The sequence below is a fragment of the Streptococcus sp. HMSC078H12 genome (assembly GCF_001814615.1).
In the GTDB taxonomy this organism is placed as follows: Bacteria; Bacillota; Bacilli; order Lactobacillales; family Streptococcaceae; genus Streptococcus; species Streptococcus salivarius_F.
The window spans coordinates 99,045-125,292 of record NZ_KV817316.1; the positions used below are offsets into that span (position 1 = coordinate 99,045).

Annotated in this window: 22 protein-coding genes; 21 read left to right on the forward strand and 1 reads right to left on the reverse strand. The window is 39.7% G+C overall.

All coding sequences use genetic code 11. From position 1 onward, the window contains the following. The first annotated feature begins 39 nt into the window (after positions 1-39). The 8 genes from HMPREF2979_RS01880 to HMPREF2979_RS01915 all read left to right on the forward strand — a co-directional run bounded on the left by HMPREF2979_RS01880 (position 40) and on the right by HMPREF2979_RS01915 (position 11,033). Positions 40-600: a transcriptional regulator gene (locus HMPREF2979_RS01880; protein WP_070654847.1), complete on the forward strand. Its 561-nt coding sequence runs from the start codon at positions 40-42 to the stop codon at positions 598-600. 289 nt (positions 601-889) lie between these two features. Next, positions 890-4,657 carry an LD-carboxypeptidase LdcB/DacB gene (ldcB, locus tag HMPREF2979_RS01885; RefSeq protein ID WP_070654849.1) on the forward strand — a complete coding sequence of 1,256 codons (3,768 nt, stop codon included), beginning with the start codon at positions 890-892 and terminating at the stop codon, positions 4,655-4,657. Positions 4,658-4,789: 132 nt separating this feature from the next. Beyond that, entirely contained in the window at positions 4,790-5,572 is a 783-nt protein-coding gene (locus tag HMPREF2979_RS01890) for a carbon-nitrogen family hydrolase (protein ID WP_070654851.1), read from the forward strand. 9 nt (positions 5,573-5,581) lie between these two features. Further along, positions 5,582-6,763, forward strand: coding sequence for a pyridoxal phosphate-dependent aminotransferase (locus tag HMPREF2979_RS01895; RefSeq protein WP_070654853.1), 1,182 nt, complete (start codon positions 5,582-5,584; stop codon positions 6,761-6,763). Positions 6,764-6,890: 127 nt separating this feature from the next. After that, the gene (gene argC / locus HMPREF2979_RS01900) at positions 6,891-7,913 is read left to right on the forward strand and encodes an N-acetyl-gamma-glutamyl-phosphate reductase (protein ID WP_070654855.1); all 1,023 of its coding nucleotides are present in this window, start codon (positions 6,891-6,893) and stop codon (positions 7,911-7,913) included. A 28-nt stretch (positions 7,914-7,941) separates the two neighbouring features. Further along, positions 7,942-9,135 carry a bifunctional ornithine acetyltransferase/N-acetylglutamate synthase gene (gene argJ, locus HMPREF2979_RS01905; protein ID WP_070654857.1) on the forward strand — a complete coding sequence of 398 codons (1,194 nt, stop codon included), beginning with the start codon at positions 7,942-7,944 and terminating at the stop codon, positions 9,133-9,135. A 26-nt stretch (positions 9,136-9,161) separates the two neighbouring features. Then, entirely contained in the window at positions 9,162-9,899 is a 738-nt protein-coding gene (argB, locus tag HMPREF2979_RS01910) for an acetylglutamate kinase (RefSeq protein ID WP_070654859.1), read from the forward strand. Between the two features lie 3 nt (positions 9,900-9,902). After that, complete coding sequence (locus HMPREF2979_RS01915) at positions 9,903-11,033, forward strand: acetylornithine transaminase (protein WP_070654861.1); 1,131 nt, start codon at positions 9,903-9,905, stop codon at positions 11,031-11,033. A 40-nt stretch (positions 11,034-11,073) separates the two neighbouring features. On the opposite strand, the gene HMPREF2979_RS01920 is transcribed toward HMPREF2979_RS01915, so the two are convergent. Next, positions 11,074-11,952, reverse strand: a complete 879-nt coding sequence (locus tag HMPREF2979_RS01920) for a polysaccharide deacetylase family protein (RefSeq protein ID WP_070654863.1) — start codon at positions 11,950-11,952, stop codon at positions 11,074-11,076. Positions 11,953-12,125: 173 nt separating this feature from the next. On the opposite strand from HMPREF2979_RS01920, the gene HMPREF2979_RS01925 reads away from it, so the two are divergent. The 13 genes from HMPREF2979_RS01925 to HMPREF2979_RS01990 all read left to right on the forward strand — a co-directional run bounded on the left by HMPREF2979_RS01925 (position 12,126) and on the right by HMPREF2979_RS01990 (position 26,206). Next, on the forward strand, positions 12,126-13,412 hold the full coding sequence (locus tag HMPREF2979_RS01925) for a homoserine dehydrogenase (protein WP_070654865.1): 1,287 nt from the start codon (positions 12,126-12,128) through the stop codon (positions 13,410-13,412). Between the two features lie 83 nt (positions 13,413-13,495). Next, entirely contained in the window at positions 13,496-14,356 is an 861-nt protein-coding gene (gene thrB / locus HMPREF2979_RS01930) for a homoserine kinase (protein WP_070654867.1), read from the forward strand. Further along, positions 14,349-15,233 (forward strand): EamA family transporter RarD, encoded by an 885-nt coding sequence (gene rarD, locus HMPREF2979_RS01935; RefSeq protein ID WP_070654869.1) that lies wholly within the window; start codon positions 14,349-14,351, stop codon positions 15,231-15,233. The genes thrB and rarD overlap by 8 nt, the downstream gene beginning before the upstream one ends. Before the next feature lie 112 nt (positions 15,234-15,345). Beyond that, positions 15,346-15,963, forward strand: a complete 618-nt coding sequence (locus HMPREF2979_RS01940) for a PepSY domain-containing protein (RefSeq protein ID WP_070654870.1) — start codon at positions 15,346-15,348, stop codon at positions 15,961-15,963. A gap of 133 nt (positions 15,964-16,096) precedes the next feature. Further along, a complete protein-coding gene (locus HMPREF2979_RS01945) occupies positions 16,097-16,300 on the forward strand; it encodes a hypothetical protein (protein ID WP_002886082.1) in 204 nt (67 codons plus the stop codon). A 447-nt stretch (positions 16,301-16,747) separates the two neighbouring features. Beyond that, positions 16,748-17,326, forward strand: a complete 579-nt coding sequence (locus HMPREF2979_RS01955) for a flavin reductase family protein (protein ID WP_070654874.1) — start codon at positions 16,748-16,750, stop codon at positions 17,324-17,326. Further along, positions 17,313-17,873 (forward strand): GNAT family N-acetyltransferase, encoded by a 561-nt coding sequence (locus HMPREF2979_RS01960; protein WP_070654876.1) that lies wholly within the window; start codon positions 17,313-17,315, stop codon positions 17,871-17,873. Before HMPREF2979_RS01955 ends, HMPREF2979_RS01960 begins: the two co-directional genes overlap by 14 nt. Further along, positions 17,873-18,451, forward strand: a complete 579-nt coding sequence (locus tag HMPREF2979_RS01965) for an AAA family ATPase (protein WP_070654878.1) — start codon at positions 17,873-17,875, stop codon at positions 18,449-18,451. Before HMPREF2979_RS01960 ends, HMPREF2979_RS01965 begins: the two co-directional genes overlap by 1 nt. Further along, positions 18,444-21,095, forward strand: coding sequence for a valine--tRNA ligase (locus HMPREF2979_RS01970; protein ID WP_070654880.1), 2,652 nt, complete (start codon positions 18,444-18,446; stop codon positions 21,093-21,095). Before HMPREF2979_RS01965 ends, HMPREF2979_RS01970 begins: the two co-directional genes overlap by 8 nt. Before the next feature lie 76 nt (positions 21,096-21,171). After that, the gene (locus HMPREF2979_RS01975; RefSeq protein WP_070654882.1) at positions 21,172-22,554 is read left to right on the forward strand and encodes an Eco57I restriction-modification methylase domain-containing protein; all 1,383 of its coding nucleotides are present in this window, start codon (positions 21,172-21,174) and stop codon (positions 22,552-22,554) included. A gap of 10 nt (positions 22,555-22,564) precedes the next feature. Next, positions 22,565-24,973, forward strand: a complete 2,409-nt coding sequence (locus HMPREF2979_RS01980; RefSeq protein WP_070654884.1) for an ATP-binding protein — start codon at positions 22,565-22,567, stop codon at positions 24,971-24,973. Continuing rightward, the gene (locus HMPREF2979_RS01985) at positions 24,966-25,601 is read left to right on the forward strand and encodes a DNA-binding transcriptional response regulator (RefSeq protein WP_070654886.1); all 636 of its coding nucleotides are present in this window, start codon (positions 24,966-24,968) and stop codon (positions 25,599-25,601) included. Before HMPREF2979_RS01980 ends, HMPREF2979_RS01985 begins: the two co-directional genes overlap by 8 nt. Next, positions 25,601-26,206, forward strand: a complete 606-nt coding sequence (locus tag HMPREF2979_RS01990) for an HNH endonuclease (RefSeq protein WP_070654888.1) — start codon at positions 25,601-25,603, stop codon at positions 26,204-26,206. Before HMPREF2979_RS01985 ends, HMPREF2979_RS01990 begins: the two co-directional genes overlap by 1 nt. Positions 26,207-26,248: the final 42 nt, after the last annotated feature.

Consider the following 26,248-nt stretch of genomic DNA (forward strand, 5'->3'; position numbering starts at 1 on the left):
ATAATAACCTCGTAAATTATCAGAAAAGGAATCTCACTCATGAAAAATACAAGTAAACTCATTGGTATCCTATCAGCTCTAATTGTAGTTATCCTCGCTGTCTTCTTAGTGACTAAGTTTAATAGTCATGAGTCGGCGCGTGTTAGCACAAGTAGTAGCCCAGCCAAGACGGTCAAGAAATCATCTTCAAGCTCAAGTAAAGCTGTTAAGAAGGATAAGAAATCAGCTCAATCATCATCTTCAGAAGTTTCAAATGAAGAAAATGACAATCAGGCTTCAGCAGTATCACCTAAAGCTTCTTCTCAAGCTCAAGCAGGAACTACAGATGGTGGACAAGTGGCTGAATCTACAACACCAGCTTCTCAAGTTGGAGGAGTTGAAGGTGGTCGAGGTGCATGGACAGCAACTTCTGGGACATTGACACTTGATGAGGAAACACCTGTATATGCTGCTCCAGATAAAGATAGCGGAGCAGTTTCTACACTTCCTGCCGGAGATGTTGACTGGGATAAATATGAAATTTTACCTGATGGAAACTGGTATAGTTTTGTTAAGAATGGCCAACGTTATTATATTTCATATTCAGATGTAGGACATTGATAAATGATTAAAAAGAAAACATGATAACTCGCATAACGTTATCATGTTTTTTATGTATCGCTCTCTTTTTCCTAACAAAATTACGAATAAATAAGTATGGCTTGCTTCGGCTTTCGATTATGACAAAAAATGGACAGTTTATGATTTAGGTGTGAACAAGTCAAATAAATTTGGTATACTAATGGTCAAGTGAGAAATATTTAGTAATATTCTGTAAAACACTTGTAATATTTGTCACTGAGTGTTACAATCAACCAGTAACATCAATTCGATAGAGAGAAATAATAATATGAAACGAGAAAAATTTTTACACGAACAACAACGTTTTTCCATTCGTAAATATTCATTTGGGGCAGCATCAGTTCTTTTAGGAGCTAGTTTGGTCTTTGCAGGTCAAGCTTTGGCTGATGAGCATCATGAGGTTTCAACATTTTCAGATGCCACTTTGCGTGCTACCTCAGATAGTGATGCTGTGACAGCAGCTGATATTTTCAGTGGCGTAGCAACAGATGGGGCAGCGTCAAGTGAGAAAGCTAGTCAAGTCTCAACAACTAGCCAAACCGTTAGTGAAACTGCTACTAGCGAGGTTGCAAGTGAAGTGAGTACTAGTACCTCACAAGCAACAGATAAAACTTCTGAATCAACAGCTGCCAGCTCAGAAGCAACAAGTACTACAAATGCTTCATCTGAAAAAGCCACTAACCTTGATGTATCTGCCTTAACGAGAGCAGCTGTCAATACTAGTTTGGTGAGCCAACCAGCTACAACTACAGACAGCGACCTTCCAAGCCAAGGAACTTATGTCTACAAGGAACGTACAGAGGTTAAGAATCAACCTAAGGTATCTGCCAAGGCTGAATTTTATGTAAATCCAGGGGATAGCGTCCTTTACGATCAAGTCGTGACAGCTGATGGCTACCAATGGATTAGCTACAAATCATACTCTGGTGTGCGTCGTTATGCGCCAGTGAAACCAGTGGCAGCTGGTAGTGGTAACGGTAATAGTGGTAATGGGGATGGCAAACCTTCTAGTGGTGCTCAAGCCACAACAGGTGCTTTGGATATTCCAGCGACAGGAACTTACTACTTTACACGTGACACAGATATTAAGAAAGAACCAAAAGCAGACCTCAAACCTACTTTTGTTTTCGGTAAGGGTGACCATGTCATCTATGATAAAGTTTTGACAGCTGATAATCACCAATGGATTTCTTACCTTGGTTATGACTATGTTCGCTACTATGCAGATATTGCGACTTTGACACCTGCAAAAGCTGAAACACCAACTGTTAAACCAACAGAAACTAATCAAGCAAAACCAGAAGTTACTGGTGCTGAAAAGCTTCCAGCAAGTGGTACTTATAATGTGACACGTAGCTTGAATGTCAAAAACGAACCTAAAGCTTCTGCAGAAACGCTTTATACCTTGGAAAAAGGCTACAAAGTGAACTATGACAAGGTATTGACTGCAGACAACCACCAATGGATTTCTTACATTAGTTATAGTGGTACACGTCGTTATGTGGATATTGCGACCTTGAAAACTACTGAGTCTAAGCCACAAGAAAATCGTGTTTCTGGTAACCTTACCATCAACAATCAAACCTCTAATGGCTTTGATGTAGTCGTTATTAATGTTTCAGGTGGTGGCAAAGAAGTTAAAGAAGTCCGTGTCCCAATTTGGTCAGATAAGGATGGTCAAGATGACCTTACATGGTATCATGCTGATAAACAGTCAGATGGAAGCTACAAGGTTCATGTAGACACAGCCAGTCATAAGGGGGATGCTGGTACATATTCTGTCCATCTTTACTATATGTTGGACGGTAAGAGAACCTATATCACAGAAACTAAAGCTACAGTCCCTCAATCTGTTGAATCTCAAGTGACTGGAAAATTGACCATCAGCAACCAAACGTCTAATGGCTTTGATGTAGTCGTAACCAATGTTTCTGGTGGCGGCAAAGAAGTTAAAGAAGTGCGTGTCCCAATCTGGTCAGATAAGAATGGTCAAGATGACCTCACATGGTATCATGCTGACAAACAATCAGACGGAAGTTACAAGGTTCATGTAGATACAGCTAGCCATAAGGGTGATGCTGGTACATATTCTGTGCATCTTTACTATATGTTGAATGGTAAGAGAACTTATATTACAGAAACTAAAGCTACAGTCCCTCAATCTACGGAATCTCAAGTAACAGGGAAATTGACCATTAACAACCAAACGTCTAATGGGTTCGATGTTGTCGTAACCAATGTTTCAGGTGGTGGTAAAGAAGTTAAAGAAGTGCGTGTCCCAATTTGGTCAGATAAGAATGGCCAAGACGACCTTACTTGGTATCATGCCGATAAACAGTCAGATGGAAGCTATAAGGTTCATGTAGACACAGCTAGTCATAAGGGCGATACTGGTACATATTCTGTGCATCTTTACTATATGTTGAATGGTAAGAGAACTTATATTACAGAAACTAAAGCTACAGTGCCTCAAGCCACTGAATCTCAAGTGACTGGAAAATTGACAAATAACGGTTCTTACTACAGTGTTCGTGGTAAATACGATGACATTATCATTGTCAATAAGAAACATGGTCTTTCTAAGGACTATAACCCAGGTGAAAATCCTACAGCTAAGGCAGCTTTTGTTCGTCTTCGTGACGATATGATTAACCAAGGTTTGAATGTTGGACGTTCATATAGTGGATTCCGTTCTTATGACTATCAAAAGACTCTTTACGACAACTATGTTAGCCGTGATGGTCAAGCAGCTGCGGACCGTTACTCAGCTCGTCCTGGATATAGCGAACACCAAACTGGATTGGTCTTTGACTTGACTGACAAATCTGGTAATTTGCTTGAAGATTCACGTGCTAGTCAATGGCTTAAAGACAATGCACATAACTATGGCTTTATCGTGCGTTTCCAAGCAGGTAAAGAAGCGTCAACTGGTTACATGCCAGAAGCATGGCACATCCGCTATGTGGGTAAAGAAGCTAAAGATATTCACGATTCAGGTTTGAGTTTGGAAGAATACTTCGGTATCGAAGGTGGCGATTATGCTGCTAGCAGCAAACCTGCTGAAAGCAAACCAGCCACTACAGGTGCTATCAACCTTCCAGCGACAGGAACTTATACCTTTACAGGTCGTGCGTCAATCAAGGCGGAAGCTAAGGTTTCAAGCCCTGAGTTGGCCTACTATGACAAAGGTATGAGCGTTAACTATGACAAGGTTTTGACAGCCGATGGTCATCAATGGCTTTCATATGTGACAGCAAGCGGTGCCCGTCGTTACGTTGATATTGCAACAGTTAAAGCGACAGAAACTAAACCAGAAGTTAAACCGGTTGCTAAGCCAGCGGATAAACCAAATCTCCCAGAATCAGGCACTTATACCTTCACAGGTCGTGCGTCAATCAAGGCAGAAGCTAAAGTTTCAAGCCCAGAATTAGCCTACTATGACAAGGGTATGAGTGTAAACTACGATAAGGTTCTCACAGCCGATGGCCGTCAATGGCTTTCATACGTGACCTCAAGTGGTGCTCGTCGTTATGTTGACATTGCAGCAGTCAAAGAAGAGGCTAAGCCAGAAGTCAAACCGGTTGCTAAGCCAGCGGATAAACCAAGTCTCCCAGAATCAGGCACTTATACTTTCACAGGTCGTGCATCAATTAAGGCAGAAGCTAAGGTTTCAAGCCCAGAGTTGGCCTACTATGACAAAGGTATGACTGCTAACTATGACAAAGTTTTGACAGCTGATGGCCGTCAATGGCTTTCATATGTGACAACAAGTGGTGCTCGTCGTTATGTTGATATTGCAGCAGCTAAGCCAGAAGCAAGTCAACCAGCCGCAAAACCAAGTCTCCCAGAATCAGGGCGTTATTCTTTCACAGGTCGCGCGTCAATCAAGGCAGAAGCTAAGGTTTCAAGTCCAGAGTTGGCCTACTATGACAAAGGCATGAGTGTTAACTATGACAAAGTTTTGACAGCCGATGGTCACACATGGCTCTCATACATGACAGTGAGCGGTGCTCGTCGTTATGTTGATATTGCTTAATAAAGTAATGAATCAGGTTGGACAATGTGTCCAGCCTTTTTTGATAGCCTTTCTTTATCATGAGATTGAATTTTTCAATTTTTGTGACGTCTTTTGGAGTGCTATAATGGTTAATATAGAATCGAGGTTACTATGAAAATCGCATTGGTACAGATGGATGTTGCTCACGGACAACCTACGGAAAATAAAAAGCACGTGAAAGAAATGTTGGAAAGTGCCCTTGGCGAAAATTCTGATGTCATTGTGCTTCCTGAAATGTGGAATACAGGCTATGCTTTAGATGAACTGGATGGGCTTGCAGACAAGGAAGGTTTGGACTCTCAAGAACTCTTGTCTCATTTTGCTAGGAAACATGCTGTGGCTATTATCGGAGGGTCTGTTGCTATTGAGAAGGACGGCAAATTCTACAACACGACCTACGTCTACAATAAGTCTGGGGACCTAATCAATACTTATAGCAAGGTCCATCTCTTTGGCCTCATGGCAGAGGACCAGTACATGTCTTCTGGGTCTTCGGAGTCTATATTTGAGCTTGATGGTGTGACAGCTGCTAGTGTCATTTGTTATGATATACGTTTTCCTGAATGGGTGCGGACACAGATGGCACAAGGGGCCAAGGTGCTTTTTGTGGTAGCGCAGTGGCCGGAACCTCGTGTGCAGCAATGGGAGATTTTGTTAAAGTCGCGTGCGGTTGAAAATCAAGCTTTTGTAGTTGCTGTTAATCGTGTCGGAACAGGACCAGACGATGTCTTTTCAGGGCATTCTATGGTTATCGATCCACTTGGAAATGTGGTCTTACAATCCAAGGAGCATGAGGAGGGCATTTTTACGGCCGATATTAATCTTAAAGAGGTAGATAAGGTTCGAGGTCAGATTCCTGTTTTTGAGGATCGTCGCACGGACTTGTATCATTAAGGAGCGTTTATGTTATTTGAAGAATCGGACTTATTGAAGGCATTGCCAGAACAGTTTTTTGCAGGTTTGGTTGCTAAGGTTAATGCCAAGGTGGCGGAAGGAGCAGATGTTATCAATCTTGGTCAAGGCAATCCCGACCAACCGACCTATGACCATATTGTTGAGGCGCTGTGCGTCTCAGCGAAAAATCCTGCTAGCCATAAGTATTCACAGTTTCGAGGCAATCGTCCCTTTAAGGAAGCAGCTGCTAGTTTTTACGAAAAACATTATGGGGTCAATTTGGATGCAGAGCGTGAGATTTGTGTCATGGGTGGAGCTAAAATTGGACTAGTGGAATTGCCTCTAGCTTTGATGAATCCTGGTGACCTCCTGCTCTTGCCTGACCCAGGTTATCCAGATTACTTGTCAGGAGTGAGTTTAGGCCGTGTGACCTATGAAACCTTTCCTTTGACCGCTGAAAATGATTTCTTGCCAGATTTGGATGCCATTCCAGAGGAGACAGCTCGCCGCGCTAAGTTTATCTATATCAATTATCCGAATAATCCGACGGGGGCTGTGGCGACTAAGGCTTTTTATGAAAAGTTAGTTGCTTGGGCGAAGACCTACGAAGTAGGAGTGGTGAGTGATTTGGCTTACGGAGCTTTGGGTTATCAGGGCTATGAGAATCCTAGCTTTTTATCAACGCCTGGTGCTAAAGATGTGGGCATTGAGTTCTATACTTTCTCGAAAACCTTCAATATGGCTGGTTGGCGTTTGGCCTTTGCAGCTGGGAATGACCAGATGATTGAAGCCTTAAATCTGATTCAAGACCATCTTTTTGTGGGAATCTTTCCTGCCTTGCAGGAGGCTGGGATTGCAGCTCTCTTAGACCCTAAATCTGAGGAGGCTGTTGCTCAACTGAATGCGACTTATGATAGCCGTCGAGATGCTTTTGTCCAGGCAGCTGCTAAGATTGGCTGGCAGGCCTTTCCATCCAGAGGTTCTTTCTATGCTTGGATGCCTGTGCCAGAGGGGTACACCAGTGAGAGTTTTGCGGATCTTTTGCTTGAGAAGGTCCATGTTGCTGTGGCACCAGGTAAAGGATTTGGTCCTGCGGGTGATGCTTATGTTCGTATTGGGCTTTTGGTAGAGCCAGAGCGTCTGGTAGAAGCGGTCAATCGTATCGCCAACTTGCATTTATTTAATAACTAGATAGCAATTATGAAAACAAGTAGTTGAAAAAGACTGCTTGTTTTTTCGTATTAATTACATTCCCCTCTTGACAAATGAATAAAAATGCAATAAACTGGTTACATATTTATTCAAAAGGAGTGCATAAATGAAAGTTTCAATCGTTGGTATCACTGGTTATAGTGGTTTAGAGTTAGTTAAAATTTTGAATAATCATAAAAAAGTGGAACTTGTTTCTATTCACGCAACCAAGGAAGTGGGCCGACGATTGTCTGATGTGTATCCCTATCTGACAGGTGTTTGTGACTTAGATATTGAAGCTTATGATGCGGAAAAGATTATGAAACAGGCAGATTTGGTTTTCTTTGCCACACCTTCAGGAGTCGCTAGCTCGCTAGCAGAGGAATTTGTTCTGGCTGATTTTCCTATTATTGATTTGTCTGGCGATCATCGCTTGCCAGCAGATGTTTATCAAGAATGGTATAAAAAATCACCTGCTAAGCAGAATGTTTTGAATAAATTTACATACGCGTTATCAGAATATGCAGATGTGAAGGATAAGAAATTTATTGCCAATCCTGGATGCTATGCGACAGCGACAGAGTTAGCCTTGATTCCTTTGGTGGCAGTTAGTTTGATTGAGACGGAAAGTGTCATTGTGGATGCTAAGTCTGGTTTAACTGGTGCAGGTAAGGCTTTGAGTGAGTCTAGTCATTTTGTCAATGTTCACGATAATTACGTGACTTATAAACTCAATCATCATCAGCATATTCCTGAGATTGTTCAAACCTTGCAGGTCTTTAATCCGGAAATGCCTGAGATTCAGTTTTCAACGTCGCTGTTACCAGTTAATCGTGGAATCATGGCTACGGTTTATTGTAAGTTGAAGAAGGACGTGACTGTAGCTGATGTAGCTTCAGCATTCACGAAGGCTTATGATGATAAACCCTTTGTACGTGTGCAAGACAGTTTGCCAGAACTACACAACGTTATTGGATCGAATTTTACAGATATTGGCTTTGCCTATAATGAGAAAACCAATGTTCTGACAGTTATTTCGGTCATTGATAATTTGATCAAGGGTGCTGCTGGTCAAGCGGTTCAAAATCTCAACTTCATGCAGGGGTGGGATGAGACAGAAGGTTTACTTATGACACCGTCATACTTGTAGATGTAAGCATAGAGTTAGGAGAAAAAATATGAAAGTCATCGATGGAACGATTGCTAGTCCGCTGGGATTCTCAGCAGATGGGCTACATGCAGGATTTAAAAAGAGAAAAATGGACTTTGGTTGGATTGTCTCTGAAAAACCAGCTAGTGTTGCAGGTGTTTACACGACCAATAAGGTGATAGCAGCTCCTCTAATTGTGACCAAGACCTCAGTTAAAAAGGCTGGAAAAATGAAAGCTATCGTTGTTAACTCAGGTGTGGCCAATTCTTGTACAGGGACTCAAGGTTTGGAGGATGCTTACACCATGCAGGAGTGGACCGCTGAAAAGCTAGGTGTTGAACCAGACTTGGTTGGTGTAGCTTCTACAGGGATTATCGGTGAGTTGCTACCAATGGATACCTTGAAAAATGGTCTTTCCAAGATAGTGGTTAATGGGAATGCTGATGATTTTGCCAAGGCGATTTTGACGACTGATACAGCGACTAAGACTATTGCTGTGACGGAGACCTTCGGACGTGATGTGGTTACTATGGCTGGTGTCGCTAAGGGCTCAGGCATGATTCACCCTAATATGGCGACCATGCTAGGATTTATCACTTGTGATGCTAATATTTCTAGTGATACCCTTCAATTGGCCTTGAGCCAAAATGTGGAAAAGACCTTTAATCAGATTACGGTTGATGGGGATACTTCGACTAATGATATGGTTCTTGTTATGTCAAATGGCTGTACCCTCAATGAAGAGATTCTGCCAGATACACCAGAGTTCGATAAATTTTCGAAGATGTTGAATTTCGTGATGCAAGAGTTGGCTAAGAAAATTGCCAAGGACGGTGAAGGTGCCAATAAACTCATCCAAGTTGATGTAGTCAATGCCCCTAATGCCCTTGATGCACGTATGATGGCCAAATCTGTTGTTGGTTCAAGCCTGGTTAAAACAGCTATCTTTGGTGAAGATCCTAACTGGGGACGTATTTTGGCCGCTGTTGGCTATGCTGGTGTGGATGTCCCTGTGGATAATGTTGATATTATGCTTGGCGGTCTGCCAGTTATGTTGGTCTCTAGTCCTGTTTCCTTTGATGATGAAGAAATGAAAGACATCATGCATGATGATGAAGTCACTATAACGGTAGATCTTCATGCTGGACATGAAAAAGGAACTGCATGGGGGTGTGATCTTTCCTACGATTACGTTAAGATTAATGCCCTCTACCATACTTAAGTTATCTATGACAAAGGAGTTAACTGATGACTACTGAATATATTGTAATCAAGATTGGTGGAGTAGCCAGTAAGCAGCTAACTCCTGAGATATTGGCTAAACTGTCAGAATGGCAGCAGGCTGGTCAAAAAATTGTTATTGTCCATGGGGGCGGTTTTGCTATTAATCAGCTGATGGAGGAGAATCATATTCCAATTCACAAGGTCAATGGTCTTCGTGTGACGGGTCAGTCAGATATGGCCTTGATCAAAGAAGCCTTGGTTGACATAGTTGGGAAAAACTTAGCAGATGAGCTGACAACTGCAGGTTTGCCAGCCTATCAGCTTGTAGATGAATTGCCAGACCTTGTCCATGCTGATTTCTTAGATCAAGAGACCTATGGTTTTGTGGGTGAAGTCAAAAACATCACTAATCAAACCCTAGTGAGCCTCCTATCTCAAGGCAAACTTCCCTTGATTCCTAGCCTAGGTTATAGTGAGCAGGGGGATTTGCTCAATATCAATGCCGATTACCTTGCCAGAGCTGTGGCGATTAGTCTAGGTGCCAAAAAACTTATCCTTATGACAGATGTCAAGGGCGTTTTAGAAAATGGTCAGGTTTTGGAACATCTGAACTTTGTGGACGTTCAGAAAAAAATAGATTCAGGTGTGATAACTGGAGGCATGATTCCTAAAATTCAAAGTGCTGTTCAGACAGTTCAAGCTGGTGTCGAGCAGGTCATTATTGGTGATAACCTAACAGATGGTACCATAATCAAGGAGTAAGAGATGACAAAACTATTTTCAAATTATAAACGGGCAGCGATTGATTTTGCTTCGGCTCAGGGCAATTATTTGATAGATACAACTGGCAAGACCTACTTGGATTTTTCATCAGGTATTGGGGTAACCAATCTGGGCTACCATCCCCATGTCAATCAGGCTTTGACAGAGCAGGTGGGCAAGATTTTGCACCAGCCTAATCTCTATCACAATCAGTTGCAAGAAGATGTTGCTGACCTTTTAATTGGTGATAAGGACTATCTGGCCTTTTTCTGTAACAGTGGTGCAGAGGCCAATGAGGCAGCCATCAAAATTGCCCGTAAGGCTTCAGGTAAACAAGAAATCATTACCTTCCAAAATTCCTTCCATGGTCGAACGTTTGGATCTATGTCTGCCACTGGTCAGGATAAAATCAAACAAGGTTTTGGTGAAGGTGTGCCCCACTTTAGCTATGCCGTTTTTAACGATATCGACAGCGTTAAGACCCTAGCTAGTGAAGAAACTGCAGCTATTATGCTAGAGTTGGTTCAAGGGGAATCAGGTGTGCAACCTGCGGATAAGGACTTCGTTAAGGCTTTGTCTGATTTTTGTAAGGAGACAGGTATTTATCTCATTGTAGATGAGGTTCAGACAGGAATTGGTCGTACTGGTAAGCTTTATGCTTATGAGCACTACGATATTGAACCAGATATCTTTACATTGGCCAAAGGTTTGGCCAATGGGGTACCAGTTGGTGCTATGCTTGCCAAGTCATCTCTTGGAGGGGCTTTTTCTTACGGAAGTCACGGCTCTACCTTTGGAGGAAATAAACTGGCTATGGCGGCGGCCAAGGCTACGCTTGAAGTTATGTTGGCTCCAGGTTTTCTGGATACTGCTCTTAAAAATGGAAACAAGCTACAAGAAAAATTGCAGGCAGCTTTATCTGATAAAGAGACGGTTACCACTGTGCGTGGCTTGGGTTATATGATTGGTATAGAGACCACTGGCAATCTGGGAGAATTGGTTCAGGCGGCTAGAGATAAGGGGTTAATTGTCTTAACTGCAGGGACAAACGTGATTCGTCTTTTGCCACCAATCACCCTAAGTGATGCTGAAATCGAAAAGGGTGTGGCTATCCTATCAGAAATATTTGACTAGAACATAAAAATCACTTGATTCAAGAATCAAGTGATTTCTTTTACTTATTGTCAGTAGCAATCTCGCTGAGAAGTCCTTTAGCTGTTGTTGTTGGCAGAATACGGACACGATTAAGTGAGAGGAGACCATCCTTGGCACTAGCTAGCCCTTCGTTAGTTGTCAGTCCTAACTTGTATGTTTTCTTAGCTAGGTCCAGTGTCGTTTGATTGTAGCGACCTGATGGGTAGGCAATGGTATTGACCTTGGTATTGAGCTTGTTTTCAAGGAAGTCGATAGAATCCGTTAATTCAACCTTTTGTGTTGCCTTGTCAGTGGCTGACAAATCGGGGTGGTTAACCGTATGAGACTGGAAGCTCATGCCGTGCGCCATCATTTCTTTCATCTGCTTGACGGTAAGATTTCCAGCATTTCCCTTCTTAACAAAGCCAGTGATGACATTGTTGGTCGCCTTAGCCTTGTATTTTTTGAGAATCGGATAGGCAATCGTATAGAAATCTTCGTTACCGTCATCAAAGGTCAGCCAGACAACCTTCTTAGCAGGCAAGGCATTTTCGGTGAAGGCTTTATAGGCTTCTTCAGGCGTTAGGAAATAGTAGCCTGCCTTGGCCAAGGCCTTGATTTGTGCCTCGAAGAGGTCTGGGTCAACGATAAGGTTGGCGTTAGAAGCTTCAGATGGATCCATGACGTGTACGGCATGATACATCAGGATAGGGATTTGGACAGGCTCGTCATAGGTTTTCCATTTAGCTGTACTCGTAGATTGGCTTGTCTGGGTTCCTTTTTGGCTATTTCCAGACTGGCTTGGGCGGTTTAACATAAAAACTGCCAGTAAGCCAAGGAGGACTAGATTTAGTAAAAGCAGAAGAAGGTTCAGTTTCTTTCTGTTAGCGTTAGTTGATTTTTTCTTTTGAGAAGTCATTGTATCCCCTTTCAAATAGGTCTAGCTATTATTCTAACAAAAATGGAGTGGAAATGCACAGAATTTTCAGTAAAAAAGAATACTTAGCACCTTAAATGGCAACAATATTCTGTCAATTCCGATAGAAATATGTTACAATTAAAAAAATGTATGTTTTTAAGGAGAAATCGTAAATGTCTATTAAAATTGGATTGCTTGGCTTTGGTACAGTAGCTAGCGGTATTCCTTTCCTTTTGAAGGAAAATGGCGAAAAGGTTCTTGCAGCCTCACGTGACCAACTTGAAATTGCAAAAGTTTTGGTTAAAGATGACGAGGAAAAAAATCGTCTTATCGCTGCAGGCAACGACTACAATTTTGTCACAAATGTTGACGAAATCCTTAACGATGACGAGATTCAAATCGTTGTTGAATTGATGGGTCGTATCGAGCCAGCTCGTACTTTTATCACTAAAGCACTTGAAGCAGGTAAAAACGTTGTTTCTGCTAACAAAGACTTGATTGCTACTCACGGCAAAGAGTTGATTTCTCTTGCCCAAGATAAGGGTGTGGCTTTCTACTATGAAGCTGCTGTTGCTGGTGGTATTCCAATTTTGCGTACTTTGGCTAATTCTTTGACATCTGACAAGGTGACACGTATCCTTGGTGTGCTCAACGGAACATCTAACTTTATGATGACTAAGATGGTTGACGAAGGTTGGTCATATGAGGATGCTCTTAAGACTGCCCAAGAACTTGGTTATGCTGAAAGTGATCCAACCAACGACGTTGAAGGTATTGATGCTGCTTATAAAGCTGTTATCCTTAGCCAATTTGGTTTTGGTGCCACAATTGATTTCGACGATGTGACTCACAAGGGGATTACAAACATCTCTACTGATGATGTAGCTGTCGCTCAAGAATTGGGTTATGTCATCAAATTGGTTGGTGATGTGCGTGAAGTAGAGTCAGGTATCTCAGCAGAAGTATCACCAACATTCTTGCCAAAAAATCACCCACTTGCTAGCGTCAACGATGTTATGAATGCAGTCTTTGTTGAATCTATCGGTATCGGTGAATCAATGTACTACGGACCAGGTGCTGGTCAAAAACCAACAGCAACATCTGTTTTGGCAGACATTATCCGTATTGCTCGTCGTCTTTCAGATGGCAATGTTGGTAAACCATTCAACGAGTTCCGTCGTGACTTGCCATTGGCTAATCCAGCGGACGTTAAGAGCAACTATTACTTTGCCCTTGATACGCCAGACGAAAAAGGTAAAATCCTTCACTTGTCTGAAATCTTCAACTCAGAAGATATTTCATTTGAGCAAGTCTTGCAACAAAAGGCAAATGGCACAACAGCTCGTATCGTTGTGATTACACACGCTATGTCTAAGACGCAACTCCAAGCTGTTACTGAAAAACTTGAAGCAGCAGAAGACTTCACTGTTGTCAACACATTGAAAGTTTTGTCTAACTAATTGATAAGCCTATACTGGTGCGTATAAGAAAGGTATTCAAGGAGAAAAGTCGCTAATGGCTTTCCTCCTTTTGGTGTGTTATTATGAAAATTACTGTTCCAGCAACATCTGCCAATATTGGTCCAGGTTTTGATTCTGTGGGTGTTGCCGTTTCTAAATATTTGACAATTGAGGTGCTTGAACCGGCAGATTCATGGCATATTGAACATGATTTAGGAGATATTCCTTCAGATGAAAATAACCTCCTCATTTCAACAGCCTTGCAAGTTAAGTCTGATTTGCAGCCCCATAAATTGGTGATGACGTCAGATATTCCCTTGGCGCGTGGGCTAGGTTCTTCAAGCTCAGTTATTGTCGCAGGGATTGAGTTAGCCAATCAATTGGCAGACTTGCAGCTTTCAGATGACGATAAACTTGACATTGCGACCAAGATTGAAGGTCACCCAGACAATGTTGCCCCAGCTATCTTTGGGAATCTCGTTGTAGCCTCTTATGTGGATGAACATGTTAATAGCATTGTGTCAGAGTTTCCAGAGTGTGCTTTTGTTGCCTTCATTCCGAGCTATGAACTTAAGACGTCTGATTCACGTGGGGTGCTTCCAAGTGACTTGTCTTATAAAGAAGCTGTGGCTGCATCATCTATTGCCAATGTTGCCATTGCAGCTCTTTTTGCGGGTGATTTGGTTAAGGCGGGACGTGCCATCCAAGGAGACATGTTCCACGAACGCTACCGCCAAAAATTGGTCAAGGAATTTGCGACCATTAAGCAATTGTCAGGCCAATATGGTGCCTATGCAACCTATCTCTCAGGTGCTGGTCCGACAGTTATGACCTTAACGCCAAATGATCAGGCTGAGGCTCTTAAAACGGCTATCGATGGCCTTGGTTTAGATGGTGAAACCTTCATCCTATCTGTGGATAAAGCAGGTGTTGTCGTTGACTAGAAAGAATCAAGGATTGCTTTTTGGACTAGCAACCTATATTCAATGGGGATTTTTATCCCTTTTTTGGAAGCTTTTAGCAGGTGTTTCAGCCTATAACACCTTCTCATGGCGGATTGTCTTTACTGTAGTGACCATGCTAGGTTATGCGCTAATGGCTAAACAAAATACACGTTTTAAAGTCGAACTTGTAGGACTTTGGCAGGATAAGAAGGCCTTGTTTCGCATGCTACTTGCCAGCTTTCTCATAGCAGCTAACTGGTTGATTTATATCTATGCTGTGGGCCATGGGCAAGCGACGCAGGCTAGTCTGGGCTATTATATTATGCCTATTGTTTCTATCCTGTTTGCCCTCATTTTTCTTCGTGAATCATTGAGCAGAACCATGTGGGCAGCAGTAGTCTTAGCTTTTATAGGAGTCTTAGTTCTTGTTGTCAATACAGGAAAGCTTCCCATGGTTTCTTTGGGGCTAGCCCTGAGCTTTGGTTTCTACGGTTTAATCAAAAAAGGGGTTAAGCTCTCCAGTGACGTAGCCATGCTAGTAGAAAGTGGATTGCTACTACCTTTTGTAGCCATCTATCTCATTTTCTTTTCTCCAGAATCATTTTCGTCCTATTCGAGCATGGAAATGTTTCTCCTAGCCATCTCAGGTGTGGTGACCGCTGTTCCCTTGCTTTGCTTCTCGGAAGCAGTCAAAAGGGCACCGCTTAACCTAATCGGTTTCATCCAGTATCTTAATCCTACGATTCAACTTCTCGTAGCCATTCTCGTTTTTGGTGAGACGGTCAGCTTTGGAGAATTGAAAGGCTTCCTCTTTATCTGGATAGCCATCCTAGTCTTTGTAACTGGCCAAATAGTAACATTTCGTAGAAGTTCCTGATAGCTATCGGGAACTTTTTATGATGTCGTCCTAAAAATGAGCCAAGTTTATCTGACAATTTTAGAACTTTAAGATATAATAGTAGTATTAGATTAAAATAGCGGAGAATTTTATGCGAAAAATGAAAAAGCTAGTGAGCTACCTGCTTCTGCTCGCTATCCCAGTTGCCATCGCTGCAGTCTTGTTTATCTTTAACGGTTCGGGCTATCGCTTGTCAGAACAAGATGCGGCAGACATTGCTTACAAAAATGCAGGTGTCAAAACTTCTGAGATTTCTCAATCAACAGTTTCGAAAGCACGTTCTGGACTTCACGGAAGTTATGAGATTAGTTTCACAACGTCAGACAACCATTTTGAGTATACGATTGACGGTCAGTCAGGATCTATTTTGAAACATAAAAGTGACCATCCAACATCTAAGGATGAGGATGATACTCAAAAAAGTGAAGAGCCTAAAGACGAGACTCAACCTAGCGAAAGCAAGGAAGAGACAGCAGTATCCAAAGAAACTGCGCAAACAACAGCTCTTAACCATGCTGGCCTAGCTGAAGGTTCTGTGACCAACTTGAAAACGGACTTGAAGACTGAAGGAGACGGTAAAGTCTACAATATCAGCTTTGATTATGCTGCTAGCGGTCTACGTTATAAATACGCGGTAAATGCTGATTCAGGAGCTATCGTAGCCTATACGACTGAGTATCTGACAGGGGCTGCGACTCCTGCTCAGTAGGTCGCAGATAGAGTGAAAAGCTCTCCTTATTATTGAGGAAAATCCTTGCAATTTCTCTGAAATGGTGTAAACTTAAAGTGAAAACGGTAACAGTGGTTGTAAAAGTTGCCGTAGAATCAAGGAGGCTTTGACCATGAAAGAATTCCAAGCATTTAAAGACACGCTTAGCAATAAGGCTCTCAAAGCCATTTACGAAGAAAGTAAATTGGAAGTTCAAGATGAAACAACCGAAGGTACAGAAGCCTTCTCACTAGCCTTGGCAACCCAAATGGCTATCAATCTACTTGAAAGCTATGAAAAATGGCTAAAAGAAGAAAGAGCTAAGGAAGAAAAATAAGATACAATCCTTGTCGGAAGACAGGGATTTTTCTTATGAAAAATAAAAAGGGAAACATTGTATGTATGTTTCAAGGTGGAATCTGTAGTCTGACTGATTGTGATAGCATCTTCCCCACAATTTCATTTGTCTTGAGATTAAAAATGTGATAGAATAAGACCATTCAGAGGTGCTTTGAAGCCCATTTGTCACAGGAAGCGGTGGTACTGAGAAATCCGCACAAATGTCAAAGCTGGTTGCTGATGGTCAAATTGAATCAAGAAAGCTGTGAGTGGTTGCCACTCAAAATTGGGTGGTACCGCGGATACACATTCGTCCCTGTCATGTTTATGGCAGGGATTTTTTATATCTTTTAAAGAACCAAGACCGAAGGTCGCAGGTGAATTTAGAGTTATTGATGCAGACGGAGCGAAAGCGAGGTCTACGTTCCTATCAAAGGAGGGTGACATGAAGCAATCTTTTGAGACTAGCAAATTGTACTATGGTTTTCCCATTTTTATCTTGGGTTACCAGGACCAGGCACATGGCTATAATGTGACGACTTGTAGTTCTTCCTATAGTCTAGGAGATTGGCTGGTCATCGGAGTTGGTGCTGAGGAAAATGCGGCTGATCAGATTAAGCATTATCAACAGTTCACTGTGAATATCCCTGACGAAAATCTCATGCTTGAGATGGAGCAGGCTGGTTTTATCAGCCATCGAGAGAAGTTGGAACACTTGGAACTGGACTACGAGATTTCTGAACGGACTCAGGCTCCGATTTTGGAGGCCTGTCCAGTCGTATTGGATTGCCAGGTAGATCGGATTATTGAGGAAGATTGCATCTGCCATATCTTTGCTAAGATTCTTGAGCGACTGGCTGATCCAGAGCTCTTAGATGATAAGGGGCATTTTAAAAATGACCGTTTTGCGCCGACTTACTTTATGGGGGACGGCCATCAGCGCGTTTACCGCTATCTAGATGACCGAGTCGATTCCATGGGGAGCTTTATCAAGAAAGCGAGGAAGAAGAATGACAAGAGCTGAACTGCCAGAACGAATCGAAACCGAGCGTCTGGTCTTACGAGTCCGTACAGTGGCGGATGCTGAGGATATCCATGCTTACGCCAGTCTTCCAGAAGTCTCTTACCCAGCAGGCTTCCCACCCGTCAAAACCTTGGAAGATGAGATCTATTACCTAGAGCATATCCTTCCTGAGCGCAATGAAAAGGACAATCTCCCAGCAGGCTATGGAATTGTGGTCAAAGGGACAGATAAAGTTATTGGCTCTGTTGACTTCAACCATCGCCACGAAGATGATGTGCTTGAAATTGGCTATACTTTGCACCCAGACTATTGGGGTCGAGGCTATGTGCCAGAAGCAGCGCGTGCTTTAATCGACCTAGCTTTTAAAGAATTGAGTCTTCACAAGATTGAGCTGACTTGCTTTGGTTATAACCTTCAAAGTCAACGAGTCGCGGAAAAGCTTGGTTTTACCCTTGAAGCTCGCATAAGGGATCGCAAAGATGCCCAAGGGAATCGCTGTGATGATTTGAGATACGGCTTGCTGAAGAGTGAATGGGAGGTGGATTGATGCATGTTTTCATCATTGGAGCTCCAGCTGCAGGGAAAATGACCATTGGTCAGGCACTTTCGAAACTCACCGGTGCGACTCTCTTTTTCAACCATCAACCAATTGATTTCGCACTCGAAATCTATCAGGATTTTACGGAAGAAATGTGGGAATTTGTTCGTAGCGTTAACTTTTCTTTTCTTGGAACAAGCGCCAGGCATCATCGGTCGGTGATTTTAACAGGTGTAACTGACTTTTCAAATCAATACCATCTGATGTATTTGAAGAATATTCAAGATTTATTAAATGAGTATCATCAAGAGATTCTCTTTGTTGAATTAGAAACGTCTCTTGAGGAGCGCTTACGTCGCAATCGAACGGAGAATCGGTTGAAATACAAACCCTTGAAACGGAATTTTGAGGTATCTGAAAGAGAAATTATAGAGACTGATAAAACAGATCAACTTAATTCTCAAAAGCAACCGAGTGGTCTTCACCACTACCTGAAAATTGATAATACGAATCTGTCTGCAGAAGAAGTCGCAAAGCAGATTCAAGAAAAAATGAAAACAATAGAGAAAGGACACACACATGTCTAAAGAACTTTCACCTAAATACAATCCAGCCGAGGTTGAGGCTGGTCGTTACCAAAAATGGCTTGATGAGAATGTTTTTAAGCCTTCTGGCGATAAAAAGGCTAAGCCTTATTCAATCGTCATTCCACCACCAAACGTAACTGGTAAACTTCACCTTGGTCACGCTTGGGATACAACTTTGCAAGATATCATCATCCGTCAAAAACGTATGCAAGGTTTCGATACACTTTGGCTTCCAGGTATGGACCACGCAGGGATTGCTACTCAAGCTAAAGTAGAAGCACGTTTGGCTGAAGACGGCATCTCTCGTTATGACCTTGGTCGTGAAAAATTCCTTGATAAAGTCTGGGAATGGAAAGACGAGTATGCGTCAACTATCAAGCAACAATGGGGCAAGATGGGGCTCTCTGTAGACTACTCTCGTGAGCGTTTCACTCTTGACGAAGGTCTTTCAAAAGCGGTTCGTAAAGTCTTTGTAGAGCTTTACAAAAAAGGCTGGATTTACCGTGGTGAATTTATCATCAACTGGGATCCAAAAGCTCGTACAGCCCTTTCTGATATCGAGGTTATTCACAAGGATGTCGAAGGTGCCTTCTACCACATGAACTACATGTTGGAAGACGGTTCACGTGCCCTTGAAGTAGCAACAACGCGTCCTGAGACTATGTTTGGGGATACTGCCGTAGCGGTTAACCCAAATGATGACCGTTATAAAGACTTGATTGGTAAAAATGTTATCTTGCCAATCTTGAACAAGCCAATCCCAATCGTTGGGGACGAACACGCAGACCCTGAGTTTGGTACTGGTGTGGTTAAAATCACTCCTGCCCACGACCCTAATGACTTCTTGGTTGGTCAACGTCATAACTTGCCACAAGTCAATGTTATGAACGATGATGGTACCATGAATGAATTGGCTGGCGAATTCAACGGTATGGACCGCTTTGAAGCACGTAAGGCTGTTGTTAAGAAATTGGAAGAAATCGGTGCTCTTGTTGAAATTGAGAAAATGACTCACTCAGTTGGTCACTCAGAGCGTACAGGTGTGCCTGTTGAGCCACGTTTGTCTACACAATGGTTCGTTAAGATGGATCAATTGGCGAAAAATGCTATCGCCAACCAAGACACAGACGACAAGGTCGATTTCTACCCACCTCGTTTCAACGATACCTTCCTTCAATGGATGGAAAATGTCCACGACTGGGTAATCTCTCGTCAGCTCTGGTGGGGTCACCAAATCCCTGCTTGGTACAATGCTGAGGGTGAAATGTACGTTGGTGAAGAAGCACCAGAAGGCGACGGATGGAAACAAGACGAAGATGTCCTGGATACTTGGTTCAGTTCTGCCCTCTGGCCATTCTCAACTATGGGTTGGCCTGATGTGGAAGCAGAAGACTTCAAACGTTACTTCCCAACTTCAACTTTGGTAACAGGTTACGACATCATCTTCTTCTGGGTGTCTCGTATGATTTTCCAATCATTGGAATTCACAGGACGCCAACCATTTAAGAATGTCCTTATCCACGGTCTTATCCGTGACGAGCAAGGACGTAAGATGTCTAAATCACTTGGTAACGGTATTGACCCGATGGATGTTATCGAGAAATACGGTGCTGATGCCCTCCGTTGGTTCCTTTCAAACGGTTCTGCACCAGGTCAAGACGTGCGCTTCTCTTACGAGAAAATGGATGCGTCTTGGAACTTCATTAACAAGATTTGGAACATCTCTCGCTATATCCTTATGAACAATGAAGGTTTGACCTTGGATGCGGCGCGTGAAAATGTAGCCAAAGTGGCTGCTGGCCAAGCAGGTAACGTTACAGACCGTTGGATTCTCCACAACCTCAATGAAACTATCGGAAAAGTCACTGAAAACTTTGATAAGTTTGAGTTTGGTGTGGCTGGTCATATTCTCTACAACTTCATCTGGGACGAGTTTGCGGACTGGTATGTTGAGTTGACTAAAGAAGTGCTTTATAGCGATAACGAGGACGAAAAAGTCATCACTCGTTCTGTCCTTCTTTACACCTTGGACCAAATCTTGCGTCTCCTTCACCCAATCATGCCATTCGTAACCGAAGAAATCTATGGCCAAATCTCTGAAGGAACGATCGTGACTGCTGAATACCCAGTGGTTCGTCCAGAATTTGAAAACGAAGAAGCAGCAGCCGGCGTTGAAGCTCTTAAAGACGTGATTCGCTCAGTACGTAACTCACGTGCAGAAGTGAATGTGGCGCCAAGCAAACCAATCACTATCTTGATCAAGACAAGCGACAGCAAGCTCGATGCCTTCTTCAATGACAATGTCAACTACATCAAACGCTTCACAAACCCAGAACACTTGGAAATTGCAGCGGATGTAGAAGTACCTGACTTGGTTATGTCAAGCATCATCACAGGCGCAGAAATCTACTTGCCACTCGCAGACCTTCTCAATGTCGAAGAAGAATTGGCTCGTCTTGAAAAAGAATTGGCCAAATGGCAAAAAGAACTCGACATGGTTGGTAAAAAACTTAGCAACGAACGCTTCGTAGCTAATGCCAAACCAGAAGTCGTCCAAAAAGAACGCGACAAACAAGAAGATTACCAAGCTAAATACGATGCGACAGTCGTACGTATTGAAGAAATGAAGAAATTGGTGAAATAAACATGTAAACACGGCGGAATGCTGTGTTTTTGGTATAATAAATAAAACGTTAGAAAGCGATTTATAAATAACGAATATGGAAAAATTCCAAGTTTTTACTCCAGAAAAGTATGTTCATTTTATGCTTGATAAGATAAGATATGATGGGGAAAATATATTAAAAAAATATTTTTTAGAGAATTCTGTAGGTGAGGGAAATATTTTGTGTGTAGCAATTAAAAGATATATTGAAGTGGCGCTAAAACACAGATATTCCATTTCATCCATAAAATCTGATTTAGAAAAGTACTTTGTTGCCTTTGAAATTGACCCTCAATTAAAAGAAAATTGTTTAAGAAATTTAGATAATATTGCTTTAGGATATGGAATTCAAGAGGTAAACTGGCAGATTTTTTCTGATGATTATTTAAGATTTAATCTTAAAATGAGATTTGATTTTATTGTTGGTAATCCTCCATATATCACCTATCAAGAACTCAATAATTTGGATAGAATATTCTTAAAAAATAATTTTATTTCTTGTAAAAAAGGTAAATTTGATTATTGTTATGCTTTTATTGAAAAGAGTTTACTAGATTTAAAAACAACAACAGGAAAAATGTGTTATCTAATTCCTAATAGCATATTTAAAAATGTTTTTGCTGAAAATCTAAGAGAAACTTTCAAAAAAAACATTCAACAAATAATTGACTACAGACACACACATATTTTTGGGAAAATTTTAACATCTTCAGCAATTATAGTTATTGATAATTCTAGAATAAGTAATTATTTAGAATATATTGATAGTGATTTTAATAAGTCTTTTTTTATAAGAAAAGAAGATTTAGGCTCAAAATGGTATTTTACTGAAAATATCGAATTTAAATCTAATCAGTTAACCTTTGGAGAGTTGTTTAAAGTCTCAAATAGCGTAGCTACATTATCTAATAAGGTATTTATTATTCCTGAGCAAGAAGATTTGGACTTAGAGGATGAAATTTTAAAACTTGCGGCTAGCCCAAGAAAGTTATCGAAAAATATTGTAGATAAAATTATTTTTCCATATAAGTTTGTAAATAATGAACTTATAAGATATTCCAGAGAAGAGTTTGAAAGAGTTTTTCCTAAAGCAACTAGATATCTTCGAGAATGGAAAGATGTTTTAGATAATAGAAAGTCTGATGGGGAATGGTTTGAGTATGGTCGCTCACAAGGTTTGAAATTTATGAATCAGGAAAAATTAATGATTTCATCGGTAATTACTGAGAAAGTAAATGTATATGAGTTAGATTCTCAAACAATACCATATTCGGGATTTTATATTATTCCATTAGCAGAAAAAAGTCTTGATTATGCAAAAAAAATTCTTGAATCAGAAGATTTCTATGATTATATAGAAACTAGAGCAATTAATGCGAGTGGAAAATCAATTCGTATATCCGTGAATGATGTAAAAAATTATCCAATAAGAGTATGAGGGATGAACAATGGCGGAAAAAGTGAAAGAAGTAAGTTTTAAATCAACAACAAGAACGGTAAACCTTTTAGGGAGAGATAATGTACTGGATTATAGAAGTGCGATATTAGAATTAGTAAAAAATAGTTACGATGCATTTTCGAATCAAGTAAATATTCGAATAATAGGAAAAGATATAACTATTAACAAAAAAGAAGACAAAAAAGCTACGTCTATAGAAATAATTGATTATGGCCAAGGAATGAGTTTGGATAAAATTATTAATGTTTTTTTTACATTAGGGACAGATGATAAAACTCATACTACTTCACAAGAATACCAAGAATCTGTACGTGTAATGAATGGTTCTATGGGGATTGGTAGATTATCGCTGGGAAGACTGGGAAATGTTAGTCGTGTTATTACTTCAGATGGTAGTGAAGCGTATAGATTTAGTATAAATTGGAATAACTTTATGACAGGAAAATCTTTAGATACTGTAAAAGTAGATATAGAACAATTGTCAATGAGTGAGTTTACCTCAGAATATACAAATAGAGGTCTAGAAAATAAAAAATGTTCGGGAACCATTTTAATAGCTAGTGAGTTAAAAGATGAATGGTTACTATCAGATAAAGGACAATCAGGGACAAATTATTCTCTATTAAAGCTAACTTTAAATAAATTAAAAAACCCTCTTAAATTAGAAAAATCAGGCGAATTTAAAATTATACTAGACTATTTTGGAGAAAAAGAAGAAATAGAGCCATCTTTAGCTGATGTTTCAACAGATGCAGAAATTTCGTTTGCTTTTTCACACGACAGCGATATGTTAGTTTTAGACGGCTATTTTGATGAAATTGATATTAGTAAATTACCGCCGGATTTTGTAAAAGCGAAATTCGATAAATTAAAAAGTTATATTCAATATAATGATGGTAAAAAAAGAAGTAGGTATCATTTTGAGCGAGAGTATAAAATTTCAAAGTATATTCCTAATAAACTACCTAATAATCCGATAGGTGATTTTGATGGAGTGTTATATTTTACAAAAATAAGGAAAACTGGGGGAAATTATCCCTTTATTAAAGGTGCAATACAGACTAATGCATTTGATATCGAACCTGGAATTTTATTATATAGAGATGGTTTTAGAATTAGACCCTATGGTGAGGTTGATACTATAGGATTTGACTGGGTTGGAATTGAAAAAGAAAGAACAAAAAATCCAGCTGGTGTTGCTCGCAAAAGTTACATGATGCAAGCAAATCAGTTAAGTGGTTATGTAAATATTACTAGGGAAAAAAATGGAGGCTTCGAAGACCAAGCTAATCGAGAAGGTTTAAAAAATAGTGCAGAGTTTGAATATCTTGAGAGTGTTATTCTAAAAATTGTAAAAGATTTTTCTTCTATACGTTCAGAAATCGTTATTTTATATAATGAATTTTTGAAAGAGAAAGCTGATGTTGTACATTTTAGTGAGAAAGGAAAAAAGACAAAGAAAAAGTTGGATAATCTTGTTAATAAACACAAAGGAAATTTACAAGATTTATATAAAGACCCAGAATACGAAGCATTAATTTCTAATCCACAATCGTTATTCGAGATGTATTCATTACAGGATACTACTGAGGAAGAAAATAACTCACTTGTCAATGAGGGTGATACATTACGAACTATGGCAACTCAAGGAATAGTTATGTCAACTTTTGCTCATCAAATAAAAAATGATAAGAAATTCTTTCAGCAGATACCCCAAAATCTAATAGATACTGGGGATTATTATTCAGAGTATTTTAATTCAGATTTTCATGAATTTAAACAGCCGTATAATTTATATGAATTTTCACAAGCGATTGAAAGAAAAACAACTAATATACTTGGATTTTTAGAGAGTAGTGTTAATAATCCAACAAGAGATAAAAAAGAGAAAATTAATTTATCGACTTATCTGTTTAAAATTTATTCTTGGTGGGATAAGTCTGTTAAAGATAATTTTTATTCATATGATTATTTAGTTAATGGTAAATCTTCTAGAGAATTATTACCTGAGCAGATTAAAAATATTTATATTTATGCTAGTGAAACTCAATTAGATAGTATTTTTCTAAACTTAATAACTAATTCTTATAAAAATTTTAAATATCCAACTAAAATTAAACACAGAATTATTAATATTGACCTAGAAGTTGTAGATCTTGACTTAATTAAGATAACTTATGAAGATAATGGTAATGGCCTAAATAAGAACATTAAAAATTCTGATATAATTTTTGAAGCTTATAAATCGTACACTAAGGGTGGGACTGGTCTTGGAATGACAATTTTAGCTTCTGTTATATCTAATCTAAAGGGTGACAAAGAACTTTTATCCAATCCCGGTGACAGAGGATTTAAATTTAGAATGATTTTAAAAGGTGGAGTAGAATTAAATGTCTGAAACGAAAACAATTTATTATATTGATGATGATGAAGATGCAATTTATACATTAAAAGATCTGAAAGAAATTTTTTTAAGAAAAGGATATGATGTCCAGTTTCTAGGAATAAAAAATGAAGAATCAAAGGAAGAATTTTTAACAACATTATATTCAAAAGAAAAATATGGAATTATTTTAGACTATGATTTATCTATGAGTGAAATTTATGGGGATGCAATTGAACTATGGCAAACTATTAAGAAACAGAACCCCTTCTTTCCTGTTTGTATTTATACTTCTCACAGTGATGATGTTCAAATTGACTCTTCGGTAGAGAAGAAATTTTCTAAAGATGGATACTCACTGGATGGACAGGTATTTACTAAGGAAGATGAAATTGATAGTATGTTAAAATATATTGATGAGCAAGTTAAGTTAGGAATAGAAAATATCAATACGCTGGAGAGAGTAAATCAAGGTTTAAAGAAATCTGATACTTTTTCTACAGAAGTAGCAATTAACGAAGTTAAAATAGAGCATCAATTTTCTATTAAACAACCTCGACTTTTAAATGATGATATTGCTGATCAATTAGATGATTTAATTGCGAAAGCTTATCAAATTATTGATGAGGCAGGAGAGATGTAGTGAATTATATTAGACAACTATTCAAACTAGATTATAGAGGTTTTGAATCTCCACCGATCAGAAGAGAAAACGTTAGTGAAAAATATTCTGTCAAAAGTCAAAGAGATTTGTTAAAAAGGTATCTAGTAGAGGATTTTAGCGGAATGTGCATATATTGTGGATGGAATTGTAAAAGGTATGGTGGAGCTAGTTTTCATATTGAACATATAAAAAGTCAAAATGATAATAAAGATTTGATAGATGAATATAGCAACTTGGCTTTATCTTGCCCAATATGTAATACTACAAAAAATAAAAAATCCCTCCCTTCTGATTTGGATCCTTTAGGGGAAGACTATAAAAAATTATTTTATAGAAATAATAGAGGTGCAATTGTACCAAACAATACCATAACAGAAGAAGAAAGGAGTTTATCAGAGAAATATATAAAAACTTTAGGTCTGTCAAAAGAATTATATAAGTTAGACTACATCTATTCATCACTTAACATTATTAAACGTAAATCTTATCAATCGCAACAAAAAAATGTATCATTAATTTGTAGTATTTCAACTATATTAGACTTTATAGATGATAACTATTTTCGAAATAGTCAACTGAAATAGTGATATTAAAATGAATTGAGATGATTTTCTAGCAGCAAATTT